Consider the following 18,608-nt stretch of genomic DNA (forward strand, 5'->3'; position numbering starts at 1 on the left):
GGCATGGGAAAACCGTGGCCTCTGCCGCGCCGGCGTGCGAACGGCTATCCACAGGGCTGTGATGGTGAGAGGTATGGAGTTGAATCTCGCCATGACCGACCCGAGCCCGTGGCAGGTCGAGGAGCTGGACCTCGACGCCTACCTCGCCGTGGTCGGCGTACCTGCGGCGCCGCCGTCTAGGTCAGCGCTCGACGCCCTCCATGAGGCGCACGTGCGGGCGTTCACGTTCGACAACGTCGACGTGCTCCTCGACCAGCACCCTGGCGTCGCACTGTCGGCCGTGCAGGAGAAGTTCGTCGGCCGCGGGCGGGGTGGGTACTGCTTCGAGCACGGCGCACTCTTCGCCGCTGTGCTCGAGCGACAGGGCTACGACGTCGAGCGACGGCTCGGCCGCGTCGGCGACCCGACCGTCGCGGCTCGGACGCACTGCGTCGTGCTGGTGCGCCTGGACGGCGAGGAGCTGCTGGCCGACCCCGGCTTCGGGATGAGCGTGCTGCGGCCGATCCCGCTCGTCGACGGGGCCGAGGACGGATACGGCGGGTGGGAGTACCGGCTGCGCGAGGTGCCGGTCGGCCGCGGTCGCGGCTGGGCCTTGGAGCGGTGGCGCAACGAGCACTGGGAGCTCATGCACACCCACGACGAGCTGCCTGTGACGCCCATCGACCTGGCGACCGGCCACCACTTCACCAGCACCTACCCGCCGATCCACTTCCGCAAGATGCTGATGCTCACCAGGCATCTCGACGGCCGGCACGTGTCCCTGACGCACCAGACGGTGACCGTACGGCGGCCCGGCCACCCGACCGAGCACCGCGAGCTGCGCGACGGTGAGCTGTCCGACTGGCTGGACGAGCTGGACGTGCGACTGTCGACGGACGAGCGCGCCGCCCTTCTCCTCAGGGTCGGCGAACTGCCGCCGCTGGCCTGACGTCGACATCGTTGCCGTCCGGATCGGCCAGCTGCCCGGCGCCGACCCGCGAGGCGCCCAGGCCGACCAGCCGCTCGACTTCGTCGTCGTCGGCCGCGACCTCGAGCCGCAACCTGTCGCGCTCGCCGTACTTCGGCGCGCGCGGTGGCCCGCCCCAGGCGATCTTGGTGCCGCCGTCGGGGGACTGGATCGCGGTCTCCTCGTCCTGGTCCCACACGAGCGGCCAGCCCAGCGCCTCGCTCCAGAAGACGCCGACGGCGCGCGAACCGTCGCACGCGAGCTCGCCGAGCTTCCCGGTGCCCGCGAGGAACTTGTTGTCGGGCGGGATCACGCACAGCTCGTTGCCCTCGGGGTCCGCGAGCACCACGTGGTCCTCCTCCGGCAGCTGGCCCACGTCGAGGTGCGACCCGCCGAGCGTGAGCGCCCGCTCGACGGTCGCCCGGAAGTCGGTCTCCGACGTGCTGGTCAGGTGCAGGTGGATGCGGTTCGGCCCCGCCTTCACCGCGCCCGTCGGCACGAACCGTAGTCGGGGCTGACCCGGCTCGGGCGACGGCAGCTCGTACGACGCACCGTCGGCCTCCACCTCGCGTCCGAGCATCCCGGCCCAGAACGTCGCCAACGCGCGCGCGTCGAGACTGTCGAACGTCAGGGCCCAGAGCTGTGCCGTCATCCGGCGCACGCTAGCTCGTCAGCACGACGAGCTGCTGGGTGGCACGCGTCATGGCGACGTACCGGTCCACGACGCCCTCGATCCCGGTCCCGAAGGACTCCGGGTCGATGAGCACCACCAGGTCGAACTCGAGCCCTTTCGCCAGCTCCGGGGTCAGCGAGCGCACTCGGGGCGTGTCGGCGTACGTCGGGTGGCCGATCACGCAGCCGATGCCGTCGGCGTGCTCGGCCAGCCAGGTACCGACGATCGTGTCCAGGTCGGCCAGGTCGCCATGCAGGACCGGACGGCCGGTCGAGCGGACGGAGATGGGCACGTTGGCGTCGGGAAGCACGGCGCGGATAACCGGCTCGGCCTCGACCATCACCTCCTCCGGAGTCCGGTAGTTGACCGTCAGCGACGACAAGGAGACACGGTCGAGGCCGGCGCGCGACAGTCGCTCCTCCCACGAGTCGGTGAACCCGTGCCGCGCCTGCGCCCGGTCGCCGACCACGGTGAAGCTGCGCGACGGGCAGCGCAGCAGCAGCATCTGCCACTCCGCGTCGGTCAGCTCCTGGGCCTCGTCCACGACCACGTGCGCGAACGGGCCGGCGAGCACGTCCGGGTCCACCACCGACACGGAGTCGTCCACGAGGGCGCTGCGCAGGTCGTCGCCGCGCAGCATCGCCATCACGTGCATCGCCGAGTCGTCGGTCTCGATGAGATGGTCGACGACCCGCGACATCTCCTCCCGTTCGGCAGCCAGGCGGGCGGCCTCGCGTCGCCGGCGCCGCGCCGCCTGAGGATCGCCCAGCCGCTGTCGAGCCGCATCGAGCAGCGGGAGGTCGGCGACGGTCCACGCGTCCGGCGCCCCCGTGCGCCGCAGCGCCGACACCTCCTCGGGCGTGAGCCAGGGGGCGCACATCCGCAGGTACGCCGGCACGGCCCACAGGTCGCCCACCAGGTCGGTCGCGTCGATCGTCGGCCACGCCATCCCGAACGCCGCGGTCAGCTCGTCGCTGGACGCCAGCGCCCGCCGGAACGCCTCCAGCGACACGGCCTCCTCGTCGTCGGGATCCTGCTCCAGCTTGTCGAACAGGATGCCGACCAGCTCCCGCCAGACCTGGTCGCGGGCGTCGTTGTGCGGCGTACCGGGCTCGACTGACCCGAACGCCTCGGCCCAGTCGTCGGCGCCCAGCCAGATGTCCGCCCACGGGGTCTCCACCTCGAGGCCCTCGGACGGCGGCTCCTCGTAGAGCCGCACCGCCGGCTCGATGGCCGCCACCAACCGCGCGTCCGCCTTGAGCCGGGCCGCCACGGGGTCGGACTCCTCGCCGGCGTCCGCGCCCTCGGGCACCAGGTCACGCAGCGTGCAGGTGCGCACGCCGTCCTCGCCGAGGCTGGGCAGCACGTCGGCGACGTAGGACAGGTAGGGCCGGCTCGGCCCGACGAACAGCACCCCGCCGCGTCCTTGGCCGAGCCGTGGGTCGGCGTAGAGGAGGTACGCCGCTCGGTGCAGCGCGACGACCGTCTTGCCGGTGCCGGGGCCGCCGTCGACGACGAGCGTCCCGCGCGAGCCAGCGCGGATGATGGCGTCCTGGTCCGACTGGATCGTGGCCAGCACGTCGCGCATCCGGCCCGTGCGGCCCTCGCCGAGGCTCGCGATGAACGCCGACTGGTCGTCGAGGGCGGCGTGGCCCGCCAAACTGTCGAGCGAGAACACCTCATCCCAGTAGTCGGTGACCCGCCCGCGGGTCCAGCGGTAGCGGCGACGGCTCGCCAGGCCCATGGGGTTGGCGTGGGTGGCCCCGAAGAACGGCTCGGCGGCTGGCGACCGCCAGTCGACGAGGAGGCGGCCGCCCGTCGCGTCCGACAGCCCGAGGCGGCCGACGTACACGGGCTCGCTCCCGTCGGCCGGGACCATCCTGCCCAGGCAGAGGTCGAGGCTGAACCGTCGTAGCGTGCGCAGCCGGGCGGTCAGGCGGTGCACCTCGAGGTCGCGGTTCATCGCCTCCTGGCCGGACTCGTCGCCGTGGCTCGTCTCGAGGCGGGTGGCGTCGAGGCGGTCGGACAGGTCGGCGATCGTGCGCTCGAGGCTCGCGGTCATGGCCGCGAAGTGCCGCTCGTCGGCGCCGACGAGGTCGGGGTCGGCCTTGGCGGCCAGGTGGTGGGGGAGGGCGAAGGCGGACAGCTGGTCGTGCGGTCTCACGGGGGTCAAACGTCGTCTCCAGTCTCTGCGGGCCGAAGGATCGGCATGCCGGGACCGGTGATTGTGGGCGACGAGGGGGGCCTTGCCACAAGCCCCCGGTTGGGTTATACGTTGATAGTGGAGGGGAAGTCGTTCCCCTCCTTTCTCATGCCCGGCGGTCGCGCAGGATCCGCTGGCTGGCGAAGCGGCCGGGCGACCCGATCACGCAGCCGCCCGGGTGGGTGCCGGAGCCGCACTGGTAGTAGCCCTCGATCGGGGTCGCGTACTGGCTCCAGCCCGGCGCCGGCCGGAAGAAGTACATCTGCGGGGCCAGGAACTCCCCGGCGAAGATGTTGCCCTCGCTCAGCCCCGTCTTCGCCTCGATGTCGACCGGCAGCACGACCTCGCGCTGCAGCACCAGCTTGCCGAACCCCGGGAAGTGCTCCTCGAGCACCGCCTGCGCCTTGTCGGCGAACGGCTCCCGCTCCGTCTCCCAGTCGCCACCCTTGAGCTGGTACGGCGCGTGCTGGACGAAGCACGACAGCACGTGCTTGCCGGGCGGGGCCATGTCGGGGTCGATGACCGACTGCAGGGCGCCGTCGATGAACGGCTTGTCGGAGTACCAGCCGTACTTCGCCGCGTCGTACGCCCGCTCGAGGTACTCCAGCGTCGGACCGATGTTGAGGAACCCGCCGAACGGCGCCGCCCCCTCGAGACCGGGGAAGACCGGCATGCCGTCGAGAGCGAAGTTCACCTTCGCCGACGTGCCGCGGTAGCGCGTGCGGCGGACGTTGTCGACGAGGTCGTCGGGCAGCTCGCGCGGGTCGACGAGCTCGAGGAACGTACGCCGCGCGTCCAGCGCCGAGACCACGACCGGCGCGGTCAGCTCGGTGCCGTCGGCGAGGACGACGCCGACCGCCCGGCCGTCGCGGGTCAGCACGTGGTCGACGTGGGCGTTGAGCTCGATCTCGGCGCCGAACGACTGGGCCGCGCGCGCCAGCACCTGGGTGAAGCCGCCGTTGCCGCCCTTGTGGAACGACCACGACCCGAGGTGGCCGTCGTGCTCGCCCATCTTGTGGTAGAGCAGCACTAGCCCGGAGCCGCCCGCCATCGGGCCGATCCGGTTGCCGATGCTGGCCGACGAGGCCAGGTAGCCCTTGAGCGGCTCGTACTCGAAGTAGTCGTCGAGCAGGTCGGCCGCGCTGCCGGTCAGCATCCGCACCGTGTCGTGGATCGTCTTGCGGTCGACGCTGCCGAGGTGCTTGAGCATCCAGGCGACGTCGGCCTGGTCCTCGGGATCGGTGCCGAAGATGTCGGGCGGCGGACTGTCGAACAGCGGCCGCACGGTCTGGATGACGCGGTCGAGGTCGTAGTTGTAGCGGCCGTACGCGTCGGCGTCGTGCTTGGAGTGCCGCCGGATCATCTCGACGTTCTGGTCGTCGTCGTCGCCGAACAGCAGGTAGTCGCCGTCGCCGGTCGGGTGGAAGTCGCCCGGCATCATCAGCGGCATGAAGCCGTGCTCGACGAGGTTCAGCTCGTGCACGATCTCCGGTCGCAGCAGGCTCAGGGCGTAGGAGAACGTCGTGAAGTTGAACCCTGGGCGCAGCTCCTCGGTGATCGCCGCGCCGCCCACCAGGTGCCGCTGCTCGAGGACGAGGACGCGCAGGCCGGACTTGGCGAGGTACGCCGCGTTGGTCAGGCCGTTGTGGCCGCCGCCGACCACGATGGCGTCGTACGACGTGCCGGTGCGGCCAGAAGGGTGACCTGCCTGGGGGGTCTCGGTCGTCATGACTTAGCCGTCTTCCGTGCCGGGTTGAACAGGGGCAGCGCCGCGGTGCTCACGGCCACCATGTGCGTGCTGTGGTGCATGGTCGTCTCCATGTGGAGCGTCGTCCCGGGCGTGGCCAGGTCCGGCCGCACGCGCGCGAGGCCGATGTGGCGCTGGAGGACGGGGGAGTAGCAGAAGCTGGTGACGTACCCGACCTGCTCGTCGTCCTCGTCCCGCAGCCACTGCTCCCAGCCCAGCGCCTGCTCGTCCTTGGTGGGCAGCTCGCCGGCGTCCCGGTGGAGCCGGTCCCACGCCGCCCAGTCGACGACGATCCCGGTCGTCGCCCAGCGGGACGTGCCGTCGACGAGCTCGCGGCGGATCGCCTCGCTCCCGATGAACCGCCGGCTGCCGTCGCGCACGCCCTTGAGCATCCATCCCTGGCCGAGCTCCTTGGGGGTCACCCGGTCGTGGTCGGTCCAGGCGGTGCGGCTGTCGTGCCACTCCACGCCCGTCAGCGGCAGGCCGGCCTCGATGCGCAGGGTCATCAGCGCCTCCTCGCCGAACGGCCGCATCCCGTGCGGCCGGCCGGCCTCGAGGACCGCGTCGAGGACGGTGAGCGCGTCGGCGGACGGCACGGTGAGCTCGAACCCGAGGTCGCCGGTGTAGCCGGTGCGCGACACAGTCACCGGGACGTTGGCGAGCTTGGACTCCGCGAGCCCGAAGTACGGCAGCTCGGTGACCTCGGGGACCAGTCCGGCCAGTGCGTCGCGTGAGCGCAGGCCCTGGACCGCGAGCAGCGCGTAGTCGTCGCTGACGTCCTCGAGCTCGACGCGGGCGCCGTACCGGTGTGACTCCAGCCAGCTCAGCATCGGCCGCGCCGCCGTCATCACCAGCTCGTTGTCGCTGTGCCGGAAGACGACGCCGTCCTCCATGACGAAGCCGCGGTCGTCGCACCAGAACGTGTACGCCGCGCGCCCGGGCCGCAGCGCGCCGAGGTCGCGCACCACGATGCCGGACAGGAAGTCCATCGCGTCGGGACCGGTGATCCGGTACTTGAAGAGCGGCGAGCTGTCGAAGATGCCCACCGCGTTGCGCACGGCGAAGTACTCGTGCTTCGGGGCGTGGGAGAAGCGCAGCGCGGACAGGTAGCCGGACCAGTGCGTGTAGAGCTGCTGGTCGTTGAGCTCGGTCAGGCGCGCGTGGAACGGCGTCGTCCGGATCATGGTGTGCTGATCCTGCCCCAGGCTTGACTCACTGTTCAATAGTGGACGACAACTGACTCGCGGATCAATAGGACTCGCGCCAGGCACCTCCTCAGCCTCCGACCAGCTCGGTCTCGATCGCCCCGTCGACCCAGGTGCGCAGCTGCTTGCGGCTCACCGACCGGTGGACCTCCGCGGCGACCGACAAACCGTCGAGCAGCGCCAGCAACCGTCGCACGCTGGCGCCGGGGTCCGAGCAGGTCAGCGAGCCGTCGGCGAGGCCCTCGTCGACGAGCGCCCGCAGGATGCCGCGGCTGCGGTCGTCGAGGGTGCGGAAGTGGTCGGCGATGACGGGTTCGTGCTGGGCCAGCGCCCAGCCGTCGATCCACAGCCGCCACCCGGTCGCGCTGCCGGTCGGGCCATAGGTGCGGAGCACGGCCCGGATGCGGTCCAGCACGGGACCGCGCCGGGCGGCGGCGCGCTCCATCGTGGTGAGGTCGCGCTCGACGGCGTAGGTGAACGCGTCCGCGACCAGCTCGTCCTTGGTCCGGAAGTGGTAGAAGACGAGGCCAGTGCTGATGCCGAGCGCGGTGGCGACGTCGGAGACGCGTACGGCGGCCAGGCCGACGCGCTCGACCTCCGCGAGGGCGGCGAGCAGGATCTCCTCGCGTCGTACCTCGACCTTCTGGCGGGTCCGGGTCCCCGTCATGTCCCGGTCCTCAGAGAACCGCGTCGAGGAAGGCGCGGGTCTCGGCGTGCTCGGGCGAGCCGATGATCTCGCTCGGCGGGCCCTGCTCGAGGATCCGGCCCTCGTGGAAGAACGCCATCCGGTCGGCCACCTCGCGGGCGAAGCCCATCTCGTGGGTGACGACCATCATCGTCATGTGCATCTCGGTCGCCAGGGTGCGCATCACCCCGAGCACCTCGCCGGTGAGCTCGGGGTCCAGCGCCGACGTCGGCTCGTCGAAGAGCATCACGTCCGGCTGCATGCAGAGGGCGCGGGCGATCGCGACCCGTTGCTGCTGGCCACCGGACAGTCGGATGGGGTGCTCGCCGGCCTTGTCGGCGAGGCCGACGCGGTCCAGGAGGTCCTTGGCCCGCTGGGCGATCTCGGCGTCGGAGCCGCGTTTGGCACAGCGCGCGGCGCAGGTGACGTTGTCGAGCACCGTCATGTTCGGGAACAGGTTGAACTGCTGGAACACCATCCCGACGTGCAGCCGCAGCTTCCTGATCTGGTCCCGCTTGTGGCGGGTGCGGTGCCCGCCCTCGAGCCGGATGCCGGCGACCTCGATGCTGCCGAGAGTGGGGTCCTCGATGAAGTTCACGCAGCGCAGCACCGTCGACTTGCCCGAGCCGGACCGGCCGAAGATCACCACGACCTCGCCCTTGTGCACGTCGAGGTCGACGCCCTTGACCACCTCGAGGTGGCCGAAGCTCTTGTGCAGGCCGTCGATGCGGACCACGACGTCGTTCATCCGACCAGCCCCCCGCCGCCACGCGGCTGTCCCTGGCTGGCCGCCGCCGCCATCGCGCGCGCCACGTGTGCGCGGTCGTAGCCGCGGCCGATGCGCTTCTCCAGGCGGGCCTGGAAGAACGTGAAGATCGCGGTGAGCCCCCAGTAGACGAGCGCGACCGCGACGTACGCCTCGAGGTTCTTGAAGTCGGCCTTGCCGACCAGCTGGCTGCGCCGGAAGATCTCGGCGCTCGCGGCGGTTACGCCGAGGAAGGAGACCAGGGCGGTGTCCTTCATCATCGCGATGAACTCGTTGCCGGTCGGCGGGATGATCACCCGGAACGCCTGGGGCAAGACGACCTTGCGCATCTTCTGGCCGTAGGTCATGCCCAGGGCGTCGGCCGCCTCGCCCTGGCCGCCCGCGACCGACTGGATGCCGGCGCGGAAGATCTCGGTCATGTACGCGCCGTAGTTCAGGCCCAGCGCGATGATGCCGGCCGTCGCGGCCTCGAGGATGAGCGCCTGGTCGAAGCCGTCGGGCAGCCAGGAGTACTTGGCGGCGAGGTTGCGGCCGACCGGAGGGAGTGCGAGGTACAGCAGGAACATCTGGACGATGAGCGGCGTGCCCCGGAAGAAGGAGACGTAGAAGCCGGCGACCCCGTACGCCACGGGGTTGCGCGAGATCCGGCACAGGGCGCCCAGGAGCGCCATGACGACGGCCAGGGCGATGCCGCACACCGCGATGAACAGCGTGTAGCGCAGCCCGCCGGAGATGTAGCGGATGTTGTCGCGGATCCACTGCAGGTCGAACCCGGCGGCGTTCCCGACGAACCCGAGCATCAGGAACAGCACGATCCAGACCGCGCCGACCTTCAGCCGGAACGGAACGCGGGCCGAGGCCAGCTGGACGCGCTCCCAGGTGTCGCTCACTGCTGGGTCGTCAGGTCCTGGCCGTCGTACCACTTCTCCGACAGCGCGGTGAGCGTGCCGTCGGCGTGCATGTCCTTGACGATCCCGTTCACCGCCTCGTACAGGGACTCCGACGACGGGTCCGAGCTCTTGTCGAAGCCCACCGACAGCGGCTCGTAGAAGACCGGGTCGCCGACGATCTTCACCGGGTTGCCCGCGTCGATGTACCCCTGCGCGGTCGTCGAGGACGTGATCACGGCGTCCAAGCGGCCGTTGGCCAGGTCCTGGAGGGCGGTCGTGTCGGTGTCGTAGCCGGAGATCTCGGCGTCGTCGATGACGAAGTCGAACGTGTAGCCCTTGATGGCCAGCGTCTTCTGGAGGTACTGGTCGTAGGTGCACCCGCCGCAGACGCCGATCTTCTTGCCGTCGAGGTCGGTGGTCAGGTCGGTGACCGAGTCGTCGTCCGCGGGCACCACGACGACGGCCGGCGTGTAGTTGTAGGGCTCGGTGAAGTAGAGGACCTTCTGCCGGTCGTTGGTCGGGGTCATCGAGCCGACCGTGGTGTCCCAGCGGCCGTTCCAGCTGCCCGCCGTGATCACGTCCCACGCCGGGGTCTCCCACGCGACGTCGACGCCGAGGCGCTTGGCGATCTCGGTGGCGACGTCGATGTCGAAGCCTTCGTACTCGCCGGTCTGCTCGTTGAGGCTCGACTGCGGCGGGTACGCCGGGTCCGTCGAGACGGTCAGCTTCCCGCTGTCGCAGACCTGCTTGAGGAGGTCGGTCGTCTCGCCGGCGCAGACGGTGTCGTTGCCGGCCGCCTGTGAGGTGGTCTCACCGCCACCCCCGCTGCCCGGATCGGCGGCGCTGGACCCGTCGCCGCCGCAGGCGGTGAGCGGGGCGAGCAGCGCCAGGAGTGCGACGACGGGCAGGGTTCGGATACGCATGTGTGACGCTCCCTCGGGTGACGGCTGCGTGCACTATGCCAGAGGGACGCGCGCTGATCCATGACTCAGTTACGCGGGTCGTCCGGCCGTCCCGGCGTCCGCCAGACTGTCGCGGTGACCGAGGTGATCGTCGACGTCGCCGGCTGGACCGGCATGGCCCTGCTGATCGGCGCGTACGCACTCGTCACTGCGGGCCGGCTCGCAGGTCCGAGCCTGCGGTTCCAGCTGATGAACCTCTTCGGTGGCGCCCTGCTGATGGTGAACTCGGCGTACTACGGCGCGTGGCCGAGCGCGGCGCTCAACCTCGTCTGGGTGGTCATCGGCACGGTCGGGCTGGTGCGCGCCGGGGTCAAGGGCCGGGCGGCGGCGCTACCCGAGGTCGGGCCGCAGGGGTGAACCGGCGGTCAGGCCGCCGTCGACGGTGAACAGCTGACCCGTCGCGAACGACGCCTCGTCGGACGCCAGCCAGGCGACGATGTTCGCGATGTCGCCCGGCGTGCCGAACCGGCCCACGGGGTGCCGCGCCAGCGCGTCGTGACGTGCGGCGACGGGGTCGTCGGCGATGGCGAAGCCCTCGTCGGCCATGTCCGTCTCGATCCAGCCGGGCAGCACGGCGTTGCACCGCACCCGCGGGCCGTGGTCCACCGCGATCGAGCGGGTCAGGGCGTGCACGAAGGCCTTCGACGCGTTGTAGAGGGCGGACGAGGCGTCGGCGACCACGCCCGAGATCGACCCGATGTTCACGATGACCCCGCCGTGCTCGGTCATGTCCGGCAGCACCGCACGGCAGAGGTTGAAGACGCCCCGGCAGTTCGTGCCCACCAGCCGGTCCCAGTCGTCGTCGGTGCTGTCCTCGACTGTCGAAGTGACGAGGACGCCGGCGTTGTTCACCAGCAGCGACACCGGGCCCAGCTCGGCGCTCGCCGTCGCGACGATCCGTGCCGCGTCGGCCGGGTCGGCGACGTCGGCCTGCACCCACGCGACATCGGCCGGCAGGTGGTCGGGTCGCGGCCCGCGGCCGCAGGTGAGGACCCGTGCGCCGTCGGCGTGCAGCCGCTCGACCACCGCCCGGCCGATGCCCCTGCTGCCGCCCGTGACGACGGCGACGTGCCCGGTCATGTCCGCTCCCGCCACTGTCGGTGTGAGACCTCGACGCCGTCCTGCCACGCCCACGTGTCGATCGAGACGGTCACCTCGCCGCCCTCGATCGCCACGTCCATGACGGACTCGACGCGGATGTCGACGCCCGGCCAGGAGAGCTCGTAGGTCGTGTCCGCATGCGCGTGCTGCGCGAACGTGCGCCGCTCGACGCTCACCTCGCCGCGGTAGTCCTCCAGGGCGCGGCCGCCGTACGGCGTCTCGTACTCCGACACCGACGTCGTCCGCGCCGAGGTCACCCGGCGCAGCACGTCGTCGTGGACCTCCCAGCCGACGCCGTCGAGCGACTCGGAGCTGTGGTCGGCGCCGGGCGCGAAGTCGGTCGTCGGCCAGTCACCCTCCAGCACCGGCAGCTCGACCGAGGCCCCGTGCACGGTCAGCGTGACCGGCTCCGGCGGCGCGACCGTGTTCGGCCAGTCGGCGCCGGCGACGCTCACGCGGAGGACCTGCCCGGGCGACCAGGCGTACGCGCACGCGTCGAGGTCCACGGTGACGTCGTACGGCGTCCCCGGCTCGAGCGGCTCGGGCTTCCCGTGCACCGACGAACGGAACGCGAGGTCCAGCGACCCGCGACCGACCAGCGCCGACGTGCCGTCCGCGAAGACGTCGCACAGCTTGACCGACAGGGTCGCCGCCGGCCGGTCCGCCGAGACGCGCAAGCGCAGGCGCGGATGTCCGACGACCGGGCCGCCGGGTGGCTCGAGGTCCCACACCAGCGACCGGGCGTCGTCGAGGCGCTGGTCGCCGGACAGCCCCCACGGCAGGTGGCCGGCGCAGTCGATCCAGGCGGAGGTACCGACGTCGGGCACCGTCGCGAGCGCCCGCGGGCCGTCGAGCGTCACCTCGACCACCGACGTCGGAGGTACCGACGGCAGCCGGAGCCAGTACCCCTCGTGCAGGTCGAGGTCGGGCTCGGGACGCGTCGACGTCCGCACGAAGACGTCGCAGCCGTCCTCGTGCGTCCCGGTGCCGCGCAGCCAGTGGTCGAACCAGCCGGCCAGCTCGGCGTCGAAGTCGATGCGCGGGCCGGGCATCGCCGTCGTGGGGTCGGCGTGCGCCCACGGCCCAGCGAGGAGCCGGTGCGGCGTGCCCGTGGCGGCCAGGCGGGCGATCGTGCGGAAGGTGTTGTTGCGGTACCCGTCCGCCCAGCCGGCCACGACCAGGGTCGGGATGCGGATCCGCTCGTAACCCGACGATGTCCCGCCCAGGCGCACCGAGCCGTGGTCCCAGTACGGGCCGTGCACCTTCTCGCGCAGCCAGGTCAGCACCCACGGCTCGTTGGTCGCCAGCCGCCGCAGCCACTCCTCGCGCCAGCCCTCGCCCCAGACAGCGGGGACGGGGGGCAGCACGCACATCGGCGTCATGTAGTGGTCGTAGTCGACGAGGTCGACCAGCCGCAGCGCCCCGCCGCGCCAGTGCACGTCGTCGGTCCACCGGTCGTCGGTGGCGTAGATCGCGCAGATGGCCTTCAGCGCCGGCGGCTGCTCGCAGGCCATCTGGAGCGAGTTGAACCCCGAGTACGACGTCCCCCACATGCCGACCTGCCCGTCGCACCACTCCTGGGCGGCCAGCCAGGCGATCACCTCGGCGAGGTCGCGCTGCTCGGCCGGCTGGTACTCGTCCAGGGCGTCGCCCGCCGACGACCCGGTGCCGCGCAGGTCGAGCCGGCACACGGCGTACCCGTGCTCGTCGCGCAGGCGCTGGTACGACGGTTCGTACGACGCGGTCAGGTCGTCCTTGCGGTACGGGAGCGCCTCGAGCAGGCACGGCTGGGGGACCGTCGAGTCCGGGAGGTAGAGCGTCGCGGCGAGCTCGATGCCGTCGGGCATCCGGATGCGGACCTCGGCCTCGTGTCCCCCCACGCGCCGGATTGTTGCAGCAAGATCAGCACCGTGACGGACGTGATGACGGTGCGCGGTCCGGTCCCGGCCGACGAGCTCGGCGTGACGCTGCCGCACGAGCACGTCTTCCTCGACCTGACGCGCGAGTACCGCGGCGACGGCCTGCTCAACGACCCGGACCTCGCGGCGGGCGAGCTGCAGCGGTACGCCGACGCCGGCGGCCGCACCCTGGTCGACGTGACCACCGGCGGCCTGAACGGCGACCCGGCCGGCCTGCGCGCGATGTCCGAGCGGACCGGGCTGCACATCGTCCGCGGCGCCGGCTTCTACCGTCGCGCCTACTTCCCGCCGGAGCTCGACGCACTGTCGACCGACGCCGTCGCGGACCTGATCGTGCGCGACATCGAGGAGGGCACCGACGGCGTGCGGGCCGGGATCATCGGGGAGATCGGCTGCGACCGGTACCTGTCCGCGGTCGAGGAGCGGTCGTTCCGCGCCGCGGCCCGCGCCCACCGTCGTACCGGCCTCACCATCACCACCCACGCGGCCCGCTGGCCCGTCGGCACGGCCCAGCTCGACCTGCTCGTGGAGGAGGGCGTCGACCCCGGCCGCGTGGTGATCGGCCACTGCGACATGGTCCCGGACCACGGGTACCACCTGGCGCTGGCGAAGCGCGGCGCGTGGGTCCAGTTCGACACCGTCCAGGGCGTCCACGAGTGGGACACGCGGCAACGCCTCGGCTGGCTGCGCAGTCTCGCCGACCACGGGTACCTCGGCCAGCTGCTGCTCAGCCAGGACGTCTGCCTGCGCAGCGACTACGCCGCGATGGGCGGCCCGGGGTACGCGTACGTCGTGACCGGGTTCGCCGGCCGGCTGAAGGAGATCGGCTTCGACGAGGTCGACGTCAGGCGGCTGATCGTCGACAACCCTCGCCGCATGCTGACGGGGGAGTAGCCAGGCGAGCAACGGGCGGCCCCCGATCCGTCGCCGTCTGTGTCAACCTGATCGCAGGTCGAACGACTCTCGGGCATGACGAACTCCGTGCCGGAGGAGATGCTCTCGATGGACGAGCAGCGTGCCGTCCGCCTGCGTGATTCGAACGAGCAGCTGCGGGCGGAGCGCATCGACGTGCTGTTCCGGCGCCACTACCGGGGCCTGCTCCGGCTGGCCGTCGTCATGGTGGGGGATCGCGAGGCAGCCGAGGACGCCGTGCAGGAAGCCTTCGTCTCGCTGCACCGGAACTGGCGCACGCTGCGCGACGCGAACGCGGCCGAGGCGTACCTGAGGTCCGCGGTGCTCAACCGCGGCCGTTCCTGGGTACGCCGCCAGGCCACGCAGCGCGCCAAGCGGCCCTTGCTGCTCGTCCAGGGGGCGCGACCACCGGGTCCCGAGGACTCCACCCTCGTCCAGGAGGAGGTCGGCTCGCTGGTCGCCGCCATGCGTCGACTGCCGAGGCGGCAGCGCGAGGTGCTGGCCTGCCGCTACGTCCTCGAGCTCTCGGTAAGCGAGACCGCCGAGCTGCTCGACATCACCGAGGGGTCGGTCAAGACCCACACGCACCGGGGACTGCAAGCACTTCAGCAACGGATCGAGGTGAACCGGTGAGCACTATCGAGGAGCGCCTTGCGCGGGACATCGCAGCAGTGACAGGAGGGATCACCGTGACCGATCAGGACATGCGACAAGGGCGCACGGCCGTCGCCGAGGGTGTCCGGAGCCGACGGCGGCGGGACGTCCGGGTCGTCGTCGCCGCAGCCGCGGTCGCGGCTGTCGTCGTCGGGGCGGCCGGGTGGCAGGTGCTTCGGGACGGCCAGGACGCGAACCCGGAACCGGCACCGCCCGGACCGTCGCCGACCGCGTCGGAGTCGACGGACACAGATCGGACCGCAGTCGAGGAGGCCTTCCTCGTCGGTGACGCGCCGACGTTGGAAGCGGTCGAGGGCGTGTGGCGGCTGGACAACGGCCAGCTGCTGATGGCCTTCGGTGCGGACGGTGTCGTGCGGATGGACAAGACCGGCCGGACGTTCTCGGAGCAAGCCGCGCTGGTGGGCACGTACTCCCTCGACAAGGACTCGATCACGCTCGAGGTCACCGACGGGACGTACGGCTGCGCCGGCCAGTCGATCGTGATGGCGGCGTCCGTGCCCGAGCCCGGTTCCCTGCGCCTGCTGCACACCGAGCCCGGGACCGACAACTGCACACCCGAGCAGAACGGGCAGTGGGTCATGGAGCAGCTGCTGCCGCGGACCAACCCCGGCCTCGCCGGGGTCGGCCTGAACGGAGCGAACCGACGCCCGCCCAGCGGCATGCAGGACCTGGTGGGTGACTGGTTCCAGCAAGGCGGAGGCGAGCACCTCCTCGAGGTGCTGCCGGAGGGGCGGTACCTGGTCCTGGGCGGTCTCGGTGACGCGGTGGACCAGGGTCGGTGGTCGACCAACGACTCCCTCACGCGGATGACGTTCGAGAGCGGGTCCGACTCCGCGACCTGCAGCACCGGCGACCGGCTGGTGCTGGCCTCGCTCGGATCGCTGGACAACGGAGCCACGTTCCTCAGCGGAACGCTGGTGCAGGACGACTGCGCCGGTGGTTGGGCCAGGGAGAAGTGGATCCGCCTGGCCCACCCGTGAGGCGCCCGATGGTGACCGGTCAGAGCTGAGCGGCGGGGAAGTTCCTGGCCTGGTGGTCCGCGAGGTACTCGGCCACCGTCCGGCCGCCGATCGCCTGGAACGGGATCGTCCAGGAGGTGGTCGCGCCGGTGCCCGTACGGCGCCCGTCGGCGGGGTGCTCGGCGAAGGCCGGCGCGGTCGCGACGACCGAGGCAGCCATGACGACGGTGGTGACGAAGGTCGCGGTCCGGGTGATCTGCTGGGTGTTCATGTCGTTCTCCTTGGTGGTGGTGGATCGGTGACCTCAGGCTGTTGCTGAGGTCGACCACCCCGGATCCGGAGGAACCCCTCAGATCAAGTCCCTCGACCCCTCAGATCCGCACGGGCCACACTCAGGGCATGGGACCGGCGGGACCCGTGCCGTCCGGCCGCGCGGAGGAGCGTGCACGTCCCCAACCTGCTCAGGAAGACCCAGACGGCGTCGCGGCGCGAGGTGAGCGCCCTGGCCCGGCGGGTCGGATTCGTCAGCGCGCCGGAGTAGCCGGCCGCCCGTACGTAGCGAGCGCGGCCAGCAGCAGGTCGTGCGGCAGCTCGTACGCCGCCCGGCCGCGCGACCGCATCGTCGGCGAGGCCAGGATCGCGTTGAGGATGGCCTCCTCCGTGGCCTCCACGACGGCGTCGAAGAGCGGGTTCATGGCGGCGTTCGACAGCGTCCGGACGCTGGCCACGACTGTCGGGTCGCCGTCGAGCCGGGCGAACCCGCGGTTGCCGGTCGCGAACGCCAGGAACAGGTCGCCGCTGGAGTTCTCGCCCACGCCGCCGGTCCGGGCGACGCCGAACGACGCGCGCTGGGCCAGCCGGCGGCACTGGAGCGGCAGCAGGGGAGCGTCCGTCGCGACGATGCCGATGATCGAGCCGCTGCCCGGCGGCAGCGACGCGTCGGTGCCGGGCACGACGTCGAGGCCGACCTCCAGCCCCACCGGCACGCCGTTCACGCTGAAGCGCTCGCGCCGCCCGTGGTTGGCCTGCACCAGCACCCCGACGGTGTGCTCGCCCGCCCTGCGGGACGCCGTACCGATCCCGCCCTTGAAGTCGTGGCACACCATGCCCGTGCCGCCGCCGACCGAGCCCTCGGCGACCGGGCCGGCCGAGGCCCCCTGGTACGCCGCCTTCGCGTGCTCGGCGGTGACGTGGAAGCCGTCGACGTCGTTGAGGGTGCCGTCCCACGTCTCGGCGACGACGGGCAAGGCCCACGCCTCGACGCCCTCGGGCAGCTCGGACACCTCGAGCGCGACGAGCGCGTCGCGGACGACCCCGACGCTGTGGGTGTTGGTGATGCCGACGGGGGAGTGCAGGAGGCCGACCTCCTCCAGCCACGGCAGCCCCGTCATCTCCCCGTTGCCGTTGAGACGGTGGTAGGCGGCGTACACCGGGTCGCTCCACACGTTGCCGTCGTGCGGCACGACCACGGTCACGCCGGTGCGGACGTCGTCGCCCTCGACGACCGTCGTGTGGCCGACGCGGACGCCCGGTACGTCGGTGATGGCGTCGTGCTCGCCGGGCTCGAGGGTGCCGATCACGATGCCGAGGTCGCGGGCGCGGGGCCGGTCGCTCATGACAGCAACGTCCTCGCCAGGTGCAGGTGGAACCGCACGGACGCCTCCAGGTCGTCCACGTGCACCCGCTCGTCGGCGTTGTGGTAACCCGACTCGAGCACCTCGAGCGGCGTGGTCAGGAAGGGCTGGAAGCCGTAGGCCGCCTGGCAGCCCGCGGCCCGCAGGAAGCTCGAGTCGGTGAACCCGGTGCCCAGGCTGGGCAACAGCCGGGCGTCGGGGATCTGCGCCGTCACCCACTCGTGGATCGCGGCGACCACGGGCCCGTCGGGCGGGGAGGCGCTGCCGGGGATGAGCTTGTCGGGCCAGGAGAGGTCGTAGGCGATGCCGTCGCCGATCCGCTCGCGGACCGCCGCCTCCACGTCCGCCTCGGAGGTGCCCGGGAGGATGCGGCAATCGAGCTCGACCCAGGCCCGGCTCGGCATCACGTTGAGTGCGTCGGAGGCGCCGACCCGCGTCGGCGCCAGGGTGGTGCCCGCCAGGGCCGGCAGCCAGTGCTCGAGCTCGGGGTGGAGACGGGCGGCGGATGCGAGCGCGGAGGGGAGGTCGTCGCCGGCCGCGTAGGAGTTACCGAGAAGCACCTCGAGCATCCGGGCGACCAGCGGGTGCTCGACGGGCGCCGGCAGGCCGCGCCCGATGCGGGCCAGCACCTCGCCCAGGTGCGGCACGGCGTTGTCGGCCTTGCTCGGGGTGCTGGCGTGCCCGGCCTCGCCCAGCGCCGTCACCCGAGCGGGGAAGGTGCCCTTCTCGCCGATCGCCAGTCCGACCAGGGTGCGTCCGTCGACCAGCTCGAGGCGCTCGCCCCCGCCCTCGTTGACGCTGCGGTCCGGGCGGATGTCGGGCCGGGCGTCGAGCAGCCACCTCATGCCGACGTCCGCCATCCCGTCCTCCTCGTCGGCCACGGCGAGCAGCCAGAGGTCTCCCCGCGGCCGCCACCCGGACCGGACGAGCTCCTTGATCGCGACGGCGCGGGCGGCGACGTGGCCCTTGGTGTCGATGGCGCCGCGGCCCCAGAGGTAGCCGTCGTCGTCGACGAGCGCCTCGAACGGCGGTTGGGTCCAGTCGCGGGCGTCGACCGGGACGACGTCCGTGTGACCGACGAAGGCCAGGCTGGGCGCCGTGCTCCTGTCGGTTCCTGGGACCCTGGCCACCAGGTTCGCACGGTGGTCGAAGCCCTCGCGGGCGACCAGCTCGCACTCGACACCGGCGTCCTCGAGGTAGTCGGCCAGGTGCCGCGCCACCAGCGTCTCGTTCCCCTCGTGCACGCCGAACGCGTTGCTGGTGTCCAGCCGGATGATGTCGCGGGCGAGCTCGACGACCTCGGTGTGGAGAGGATCCATGCCGGGACGCTA

Annotated in this window: 18 protein-coding genes; 5 read left to right on the forward strand and 13 right to left on the reverse strand. The window is 71.7% G+C overall.

All coding sequences use genetic code 11. The features are described 5' to 3' along the window. Positions 1-91 precede the first annotated feature (91 nt). The gene (locus ISU07_RS22435) at positions 92-928 is read left to right on the forward strand and encodes an arylamine N-acetyltransferase family protein (RefSeq protein WP_194709086.1); all 837 of its coding nucleotides are present in this window, start codon (positions 92-94) and stop codon (positions 926-928) included. Here ISU07_RS22435 and ISU07_RS22440 read toward each other — a convergent pair. The 8 genes from ISU07_RS22440 to ISU07_RS22475 form a co-directional block, all read right to left on the reverse strand. Continuing rightward, complete coding sequence (locus tag ISU07_RS22440; RefSeq protein ID WP_194709087.1) at positions 897-1,598, reverse strand: VOC family protein; 702 nt, start codon at positions 1,596-1,598, stop codon at positions 897-899. The genes ISU07_RS22435 and ISU07_RS22440 overlap by 32 nt on opposite strands. Before the next feature lie 10 nt (positions 1,599-1,608). After that, on the reverse strand, positions 1,609-3,783 hold the full coding sequence (gene helR, locus ISU07_RS22445; RefSeq protein WP_194709088.1) for an RNA polymerase recycling motor ATPase HelR: 2,175 nt from the start codon (positions 3,781-3,783) through the stop codon (positions 1,609-1,611). A gap of 145 nt (positions 3,784-3,928) precedes the next feature. After that, positions 3,929-5,551 (reverse strand): phytoene desaturase family protein, encoded by a 1,623-nt coding sequence (locus tag ISU07_RS22450; protein ID WP_194709089.1) that lies wholly within the window; start codon positions 5,549-5,551, stop codon positions 3,929-3,931. Further along, positions 5,548-6,753: an aminomethyltransferase family protein gene (locus ISU07_RS22455; protein WP_194709090.1), complete on the reverse strand. Its 1,206-nt coding sequence runs from the start codon at positions 6,751-6,753 to the stop codon at positions 5,548-5,550. Before ISU07_RS22455 ends, ISU07_RS22450 begins: the two co-directional genes overlap by 4 nt. Before the next feature lie 91 nt (positions 6,754-6,844). Continuing rightward, the gene (locus tag ISU07_RS22460) at positions 6,845-7,441 is read right to left on the reverse strand and encodes a TetR/AcrR family transcriptional regulator (RefSeq protein WP_194709091.1); all 597 of its coding nucleotides are present in this window, start codon (positions 7,439-7,441) and stop codon (positions 6,845-6,847) included. Between the two features lie 10 nt (positions 7,442-7,451). Next, the gene (locus ISU07_RS22465; RefSeq protein ID WP_194709144.1) at positions 7,452-8,195 is read right to left on the reverse strand and encodes an amino acid ABC transporter ATP-binding protein; all 744 of its coding nucleotides are present in this window, start codon (positions 8,193-8,195) and stop codon (positions 7,452-7,454) included. Between the two features lie 8 nt (positions 8,196-8,203). Beyond that, on the reverse strand, positions 8,204-9,115 hold the full coding sequence (locus tag ISU07_RS22470; protein ID WP_194709092.1) for an amino acid ABC transporter permease: 912 nt from the start codon (positions 9,113-9,115) through the stop codon (positions 8,204-8,206). Beyond that, positions 9,112-10,038, reverse strand: a complete 927-nt coding sequence (locus ISU07_RS22475) for a transporter substrate-binding domain-containing protein (protein ID WP_194709093.1) — start codon at positions 10,036-10,038, stop codon at positions 9,112-9,114. Before ISU07_RS22475 ends, ISU07_RS22470 begins: the two co-directional genes overlap by 4 nt. A gap of 114 nt (positions 10,039-10,152) precedes the next feature. On the opposite strand from ISU07_RS22475, the gene ISU07_RS22480 reads away from it, so the two are divergent. Continuing rightward, positions 10,153-10,434 carry a CBU_0592 family membrane protein gene (locus ISU07_RS22480; RefSeq protein WP_228522433.1) on the forward strand — a complete coding sequence of 94 codons (282 nt, stop codon included), beginning with the start codon at positions 10,153-10,155 and terminating at the stop codon, positions 10,432-10,434. Here ISU07_RS22480 and ISU07_RS22485 read toward each other — a convergent pair. Beyond that, positions 10,408-11,157: an SDR family NAD(P)-dependent oxidoreductase gene (locus ISU07_RS22485; protein ID WP_194709095.1), complete on the reverse strand. Its 750-nt coding sequence runs from the start codon at positions 11,155-11,157 to the stop codon at positions 10,408-10,410. The genes ISU07_RS22480 and ISU07_RS22485 overlap by 27 nt on opposite strands. Beyond that, a complete protein-coding gene (locus ISU07_RS22490; protein WP_194709096.1) occupies positions 11,154-13,058 on the reverse strand; it encodes a CocE/NonD family hydrolase in 1,905 nt (634 codons plus the stop codon). Before ISU07_RS22490 ends, ISU07_RS22485 begins: the two co-directional genes overlap by 4 nt. Positions 13,059-13,088: 30 nt before the next feature. Here ISU07_RS22490 and ISU07_RS22495 point away from each other — a divergent pair, with 30 nt between their 5' ends. The 3 genes from ISU07_RS22495 to ISU07_RS22505 all read left to right on the forward strand — a co-directional run bounded on the left by ISU07_RS22495 (position 13,089) and on the right by ISU07_RS22505 (position 15,664). Then, positions 13,089-13,991, forward strand: a complete 903-nt coding sequence (locus ISU07_RS22495) for a phosphotriesterase family protein (protein WP_194709097.1) — start codon at positions 13,089-13,091, stop codon at positions 13,989-13,991. 75 nt (positions 13,992-14,066) lie between these two features. Beyond that, positions 14,067-14,642, forward strand: a complete 576-nt coding sequence (locus tag ISU07_RS22500; protein WP_228522434.1) for an RNA polymerase sigma factor — start codon at positions 14,067-14,069, stop codon at positions 14,640-14,642. A gap of 56 nt (positions 14,643-14,698) precedes the next feature. Then, on the forward strand, positions 14,699-15,664 hold the full coding sequence (locus tag ISU07_RS22505) for a hypothetical protein (protein ID WP_194709098.1): 966 nt from the start codon (positions 14,699-14,701) through the stop codon (positions 15,662-15,664). A gap of 19 nt (positions 15,665-15,683) precedes the next feature. Here ISU07_RS22505 and ISU07_RS22510 read toward each other — a convergent pair whose 3' ends face one another. From ISU07_RS22510 to ISU07_RS22520, 3 genes are all read right to left on the reverse strand, one after another. Beyond that, positions 15,684-15,914, reverse strand: coding sequence for a hypothetical protein (locus ISU07_RS22510; RefSeq protein ID WP_194709099.1), 231 nt, complete (start codon positions 15,912-15,914; stop codon positions 15,684-15,686). A 253-nt stretch (positions 15,915-16,167) separates the two neighbouring features. Beyond that, positions 16,168-17,259 carry a DmpA family aminopeptidase gene (locus ISU07_RS22515; protein WP_194709100.1) on the reverse strand — a complete coding sequence of 364 codons (1,092 nt, stop codon included), beginning with the start codon at positions 17,257-17,259 and terminating at the stop codon, positions 16,168-16,170. Further along, complete coding sequence (locus ISU07_RS22520; protein ID WP_194709101.1) at positions 17,256-18,596, reverse strand: M20/M25/M40 family metallo-hydrolase; 1,341 nt, start codon at positions 18,594-18,596, stop codon at positions 17,256-17,258. The genes ISU07_RS22515 and ISU07_RS22520 overlap by 4 nt, the downstream gene beginning before the upstream one ends. Positions 18,597-18,608 lie beyond the last annotated feature (12 nt).

The sequence above is a fragment of the Nocardioides islandensis genome, assembly GCF_015352455.1.
GTDB lineage: Bacteria > Actinomycetota > Actinomycetes > Propionibacteriales > Nocardioidaceae > Nocardioides > Nocardioides islandensis.

Excerpts from the sequence above, each read along its gene's own strand:
- ISU07_RS22435 (WP_194709086.1), top strand. The coding sequence starts at position 92 with ATGACCGACCCGAGCCCGTGGCAGGTCGAGGAGCTGGACCTCGACGCC.
- ISU07_RS22440 (WP_194709087.1), bottom strand. The coding sequence starts at position 1,598 with ATGACGGCACAGCTCTGGGCCCTGACGTTCGACAGTCTCGACGCGCGC.
- ISU07_RS22450 (WP_194709089.1), bottom strand. The coding sequence starts at position 5,551 with ATGACGACCGAGACCCCCCAGGCAGGTCACCCTTCTGGCCGCACCGGC.
- ISU07_RS22455 (WP_194709090.1), bottom strand. The coding sequence starts at position 6,753 with ATGATCCGGACGACGCCGTTCCACGCGCGCCTGACCGAGCTCAACGAC.
- ISU07_RS22460 (WP_194709091.1), bottom strand. The coding sequence starts at position 7,441 with ATGACGGGGACCCGGACCCGCCAGAAGGTCGAGGTACGACGCGAGGAG.
- ISU07_RS22475 (WP_194709093.1), bottom strand. The coding sequence starts at position 10,038 with ATGCGTATCCGAACCCTGCCCGTCGTCGCACTCCTGGCGCTGCTCGCC.
- ISU07_RS22485 (WP_194709095.1), bottom strand. The coding sequence starts at position 11,157 with ATGACCGGGCACGTCGCCGTCGTCACGGGCGGCAGCAGGGGCATCGGC.
- ISU07_RS22500 (WP_228522434.1), top strand. The coding sequence starts at position 14,067 with ATGACGAACTCCGTGCCGGAGGAGATGCTCTCGATGGACGAGCAGCGT.
- ISU07_RS22510 (WP_194709099.1), bottom strand. The coding sequence starts at position 15,914 with ATGAACACCCAGCAGATCACCCGGACCGCGACCTTCGTCACCACCGTC.
- ISU07_RS22515 (WP_194709100.1), bottom strand. The coding sequence starts at position 17,259 with ATGAGCGACCGGCCCCGCGCCCGCGACCTCGGCATCGTGATCGGCACC.
- ISU07_RS22520 (WP_194709101.1), bottom strand. The coding sequence starts at position 18,596 with ATGGATCCTCTCCACACCGAGGTCGTCGAGCTCGCCCGCGACATCATC.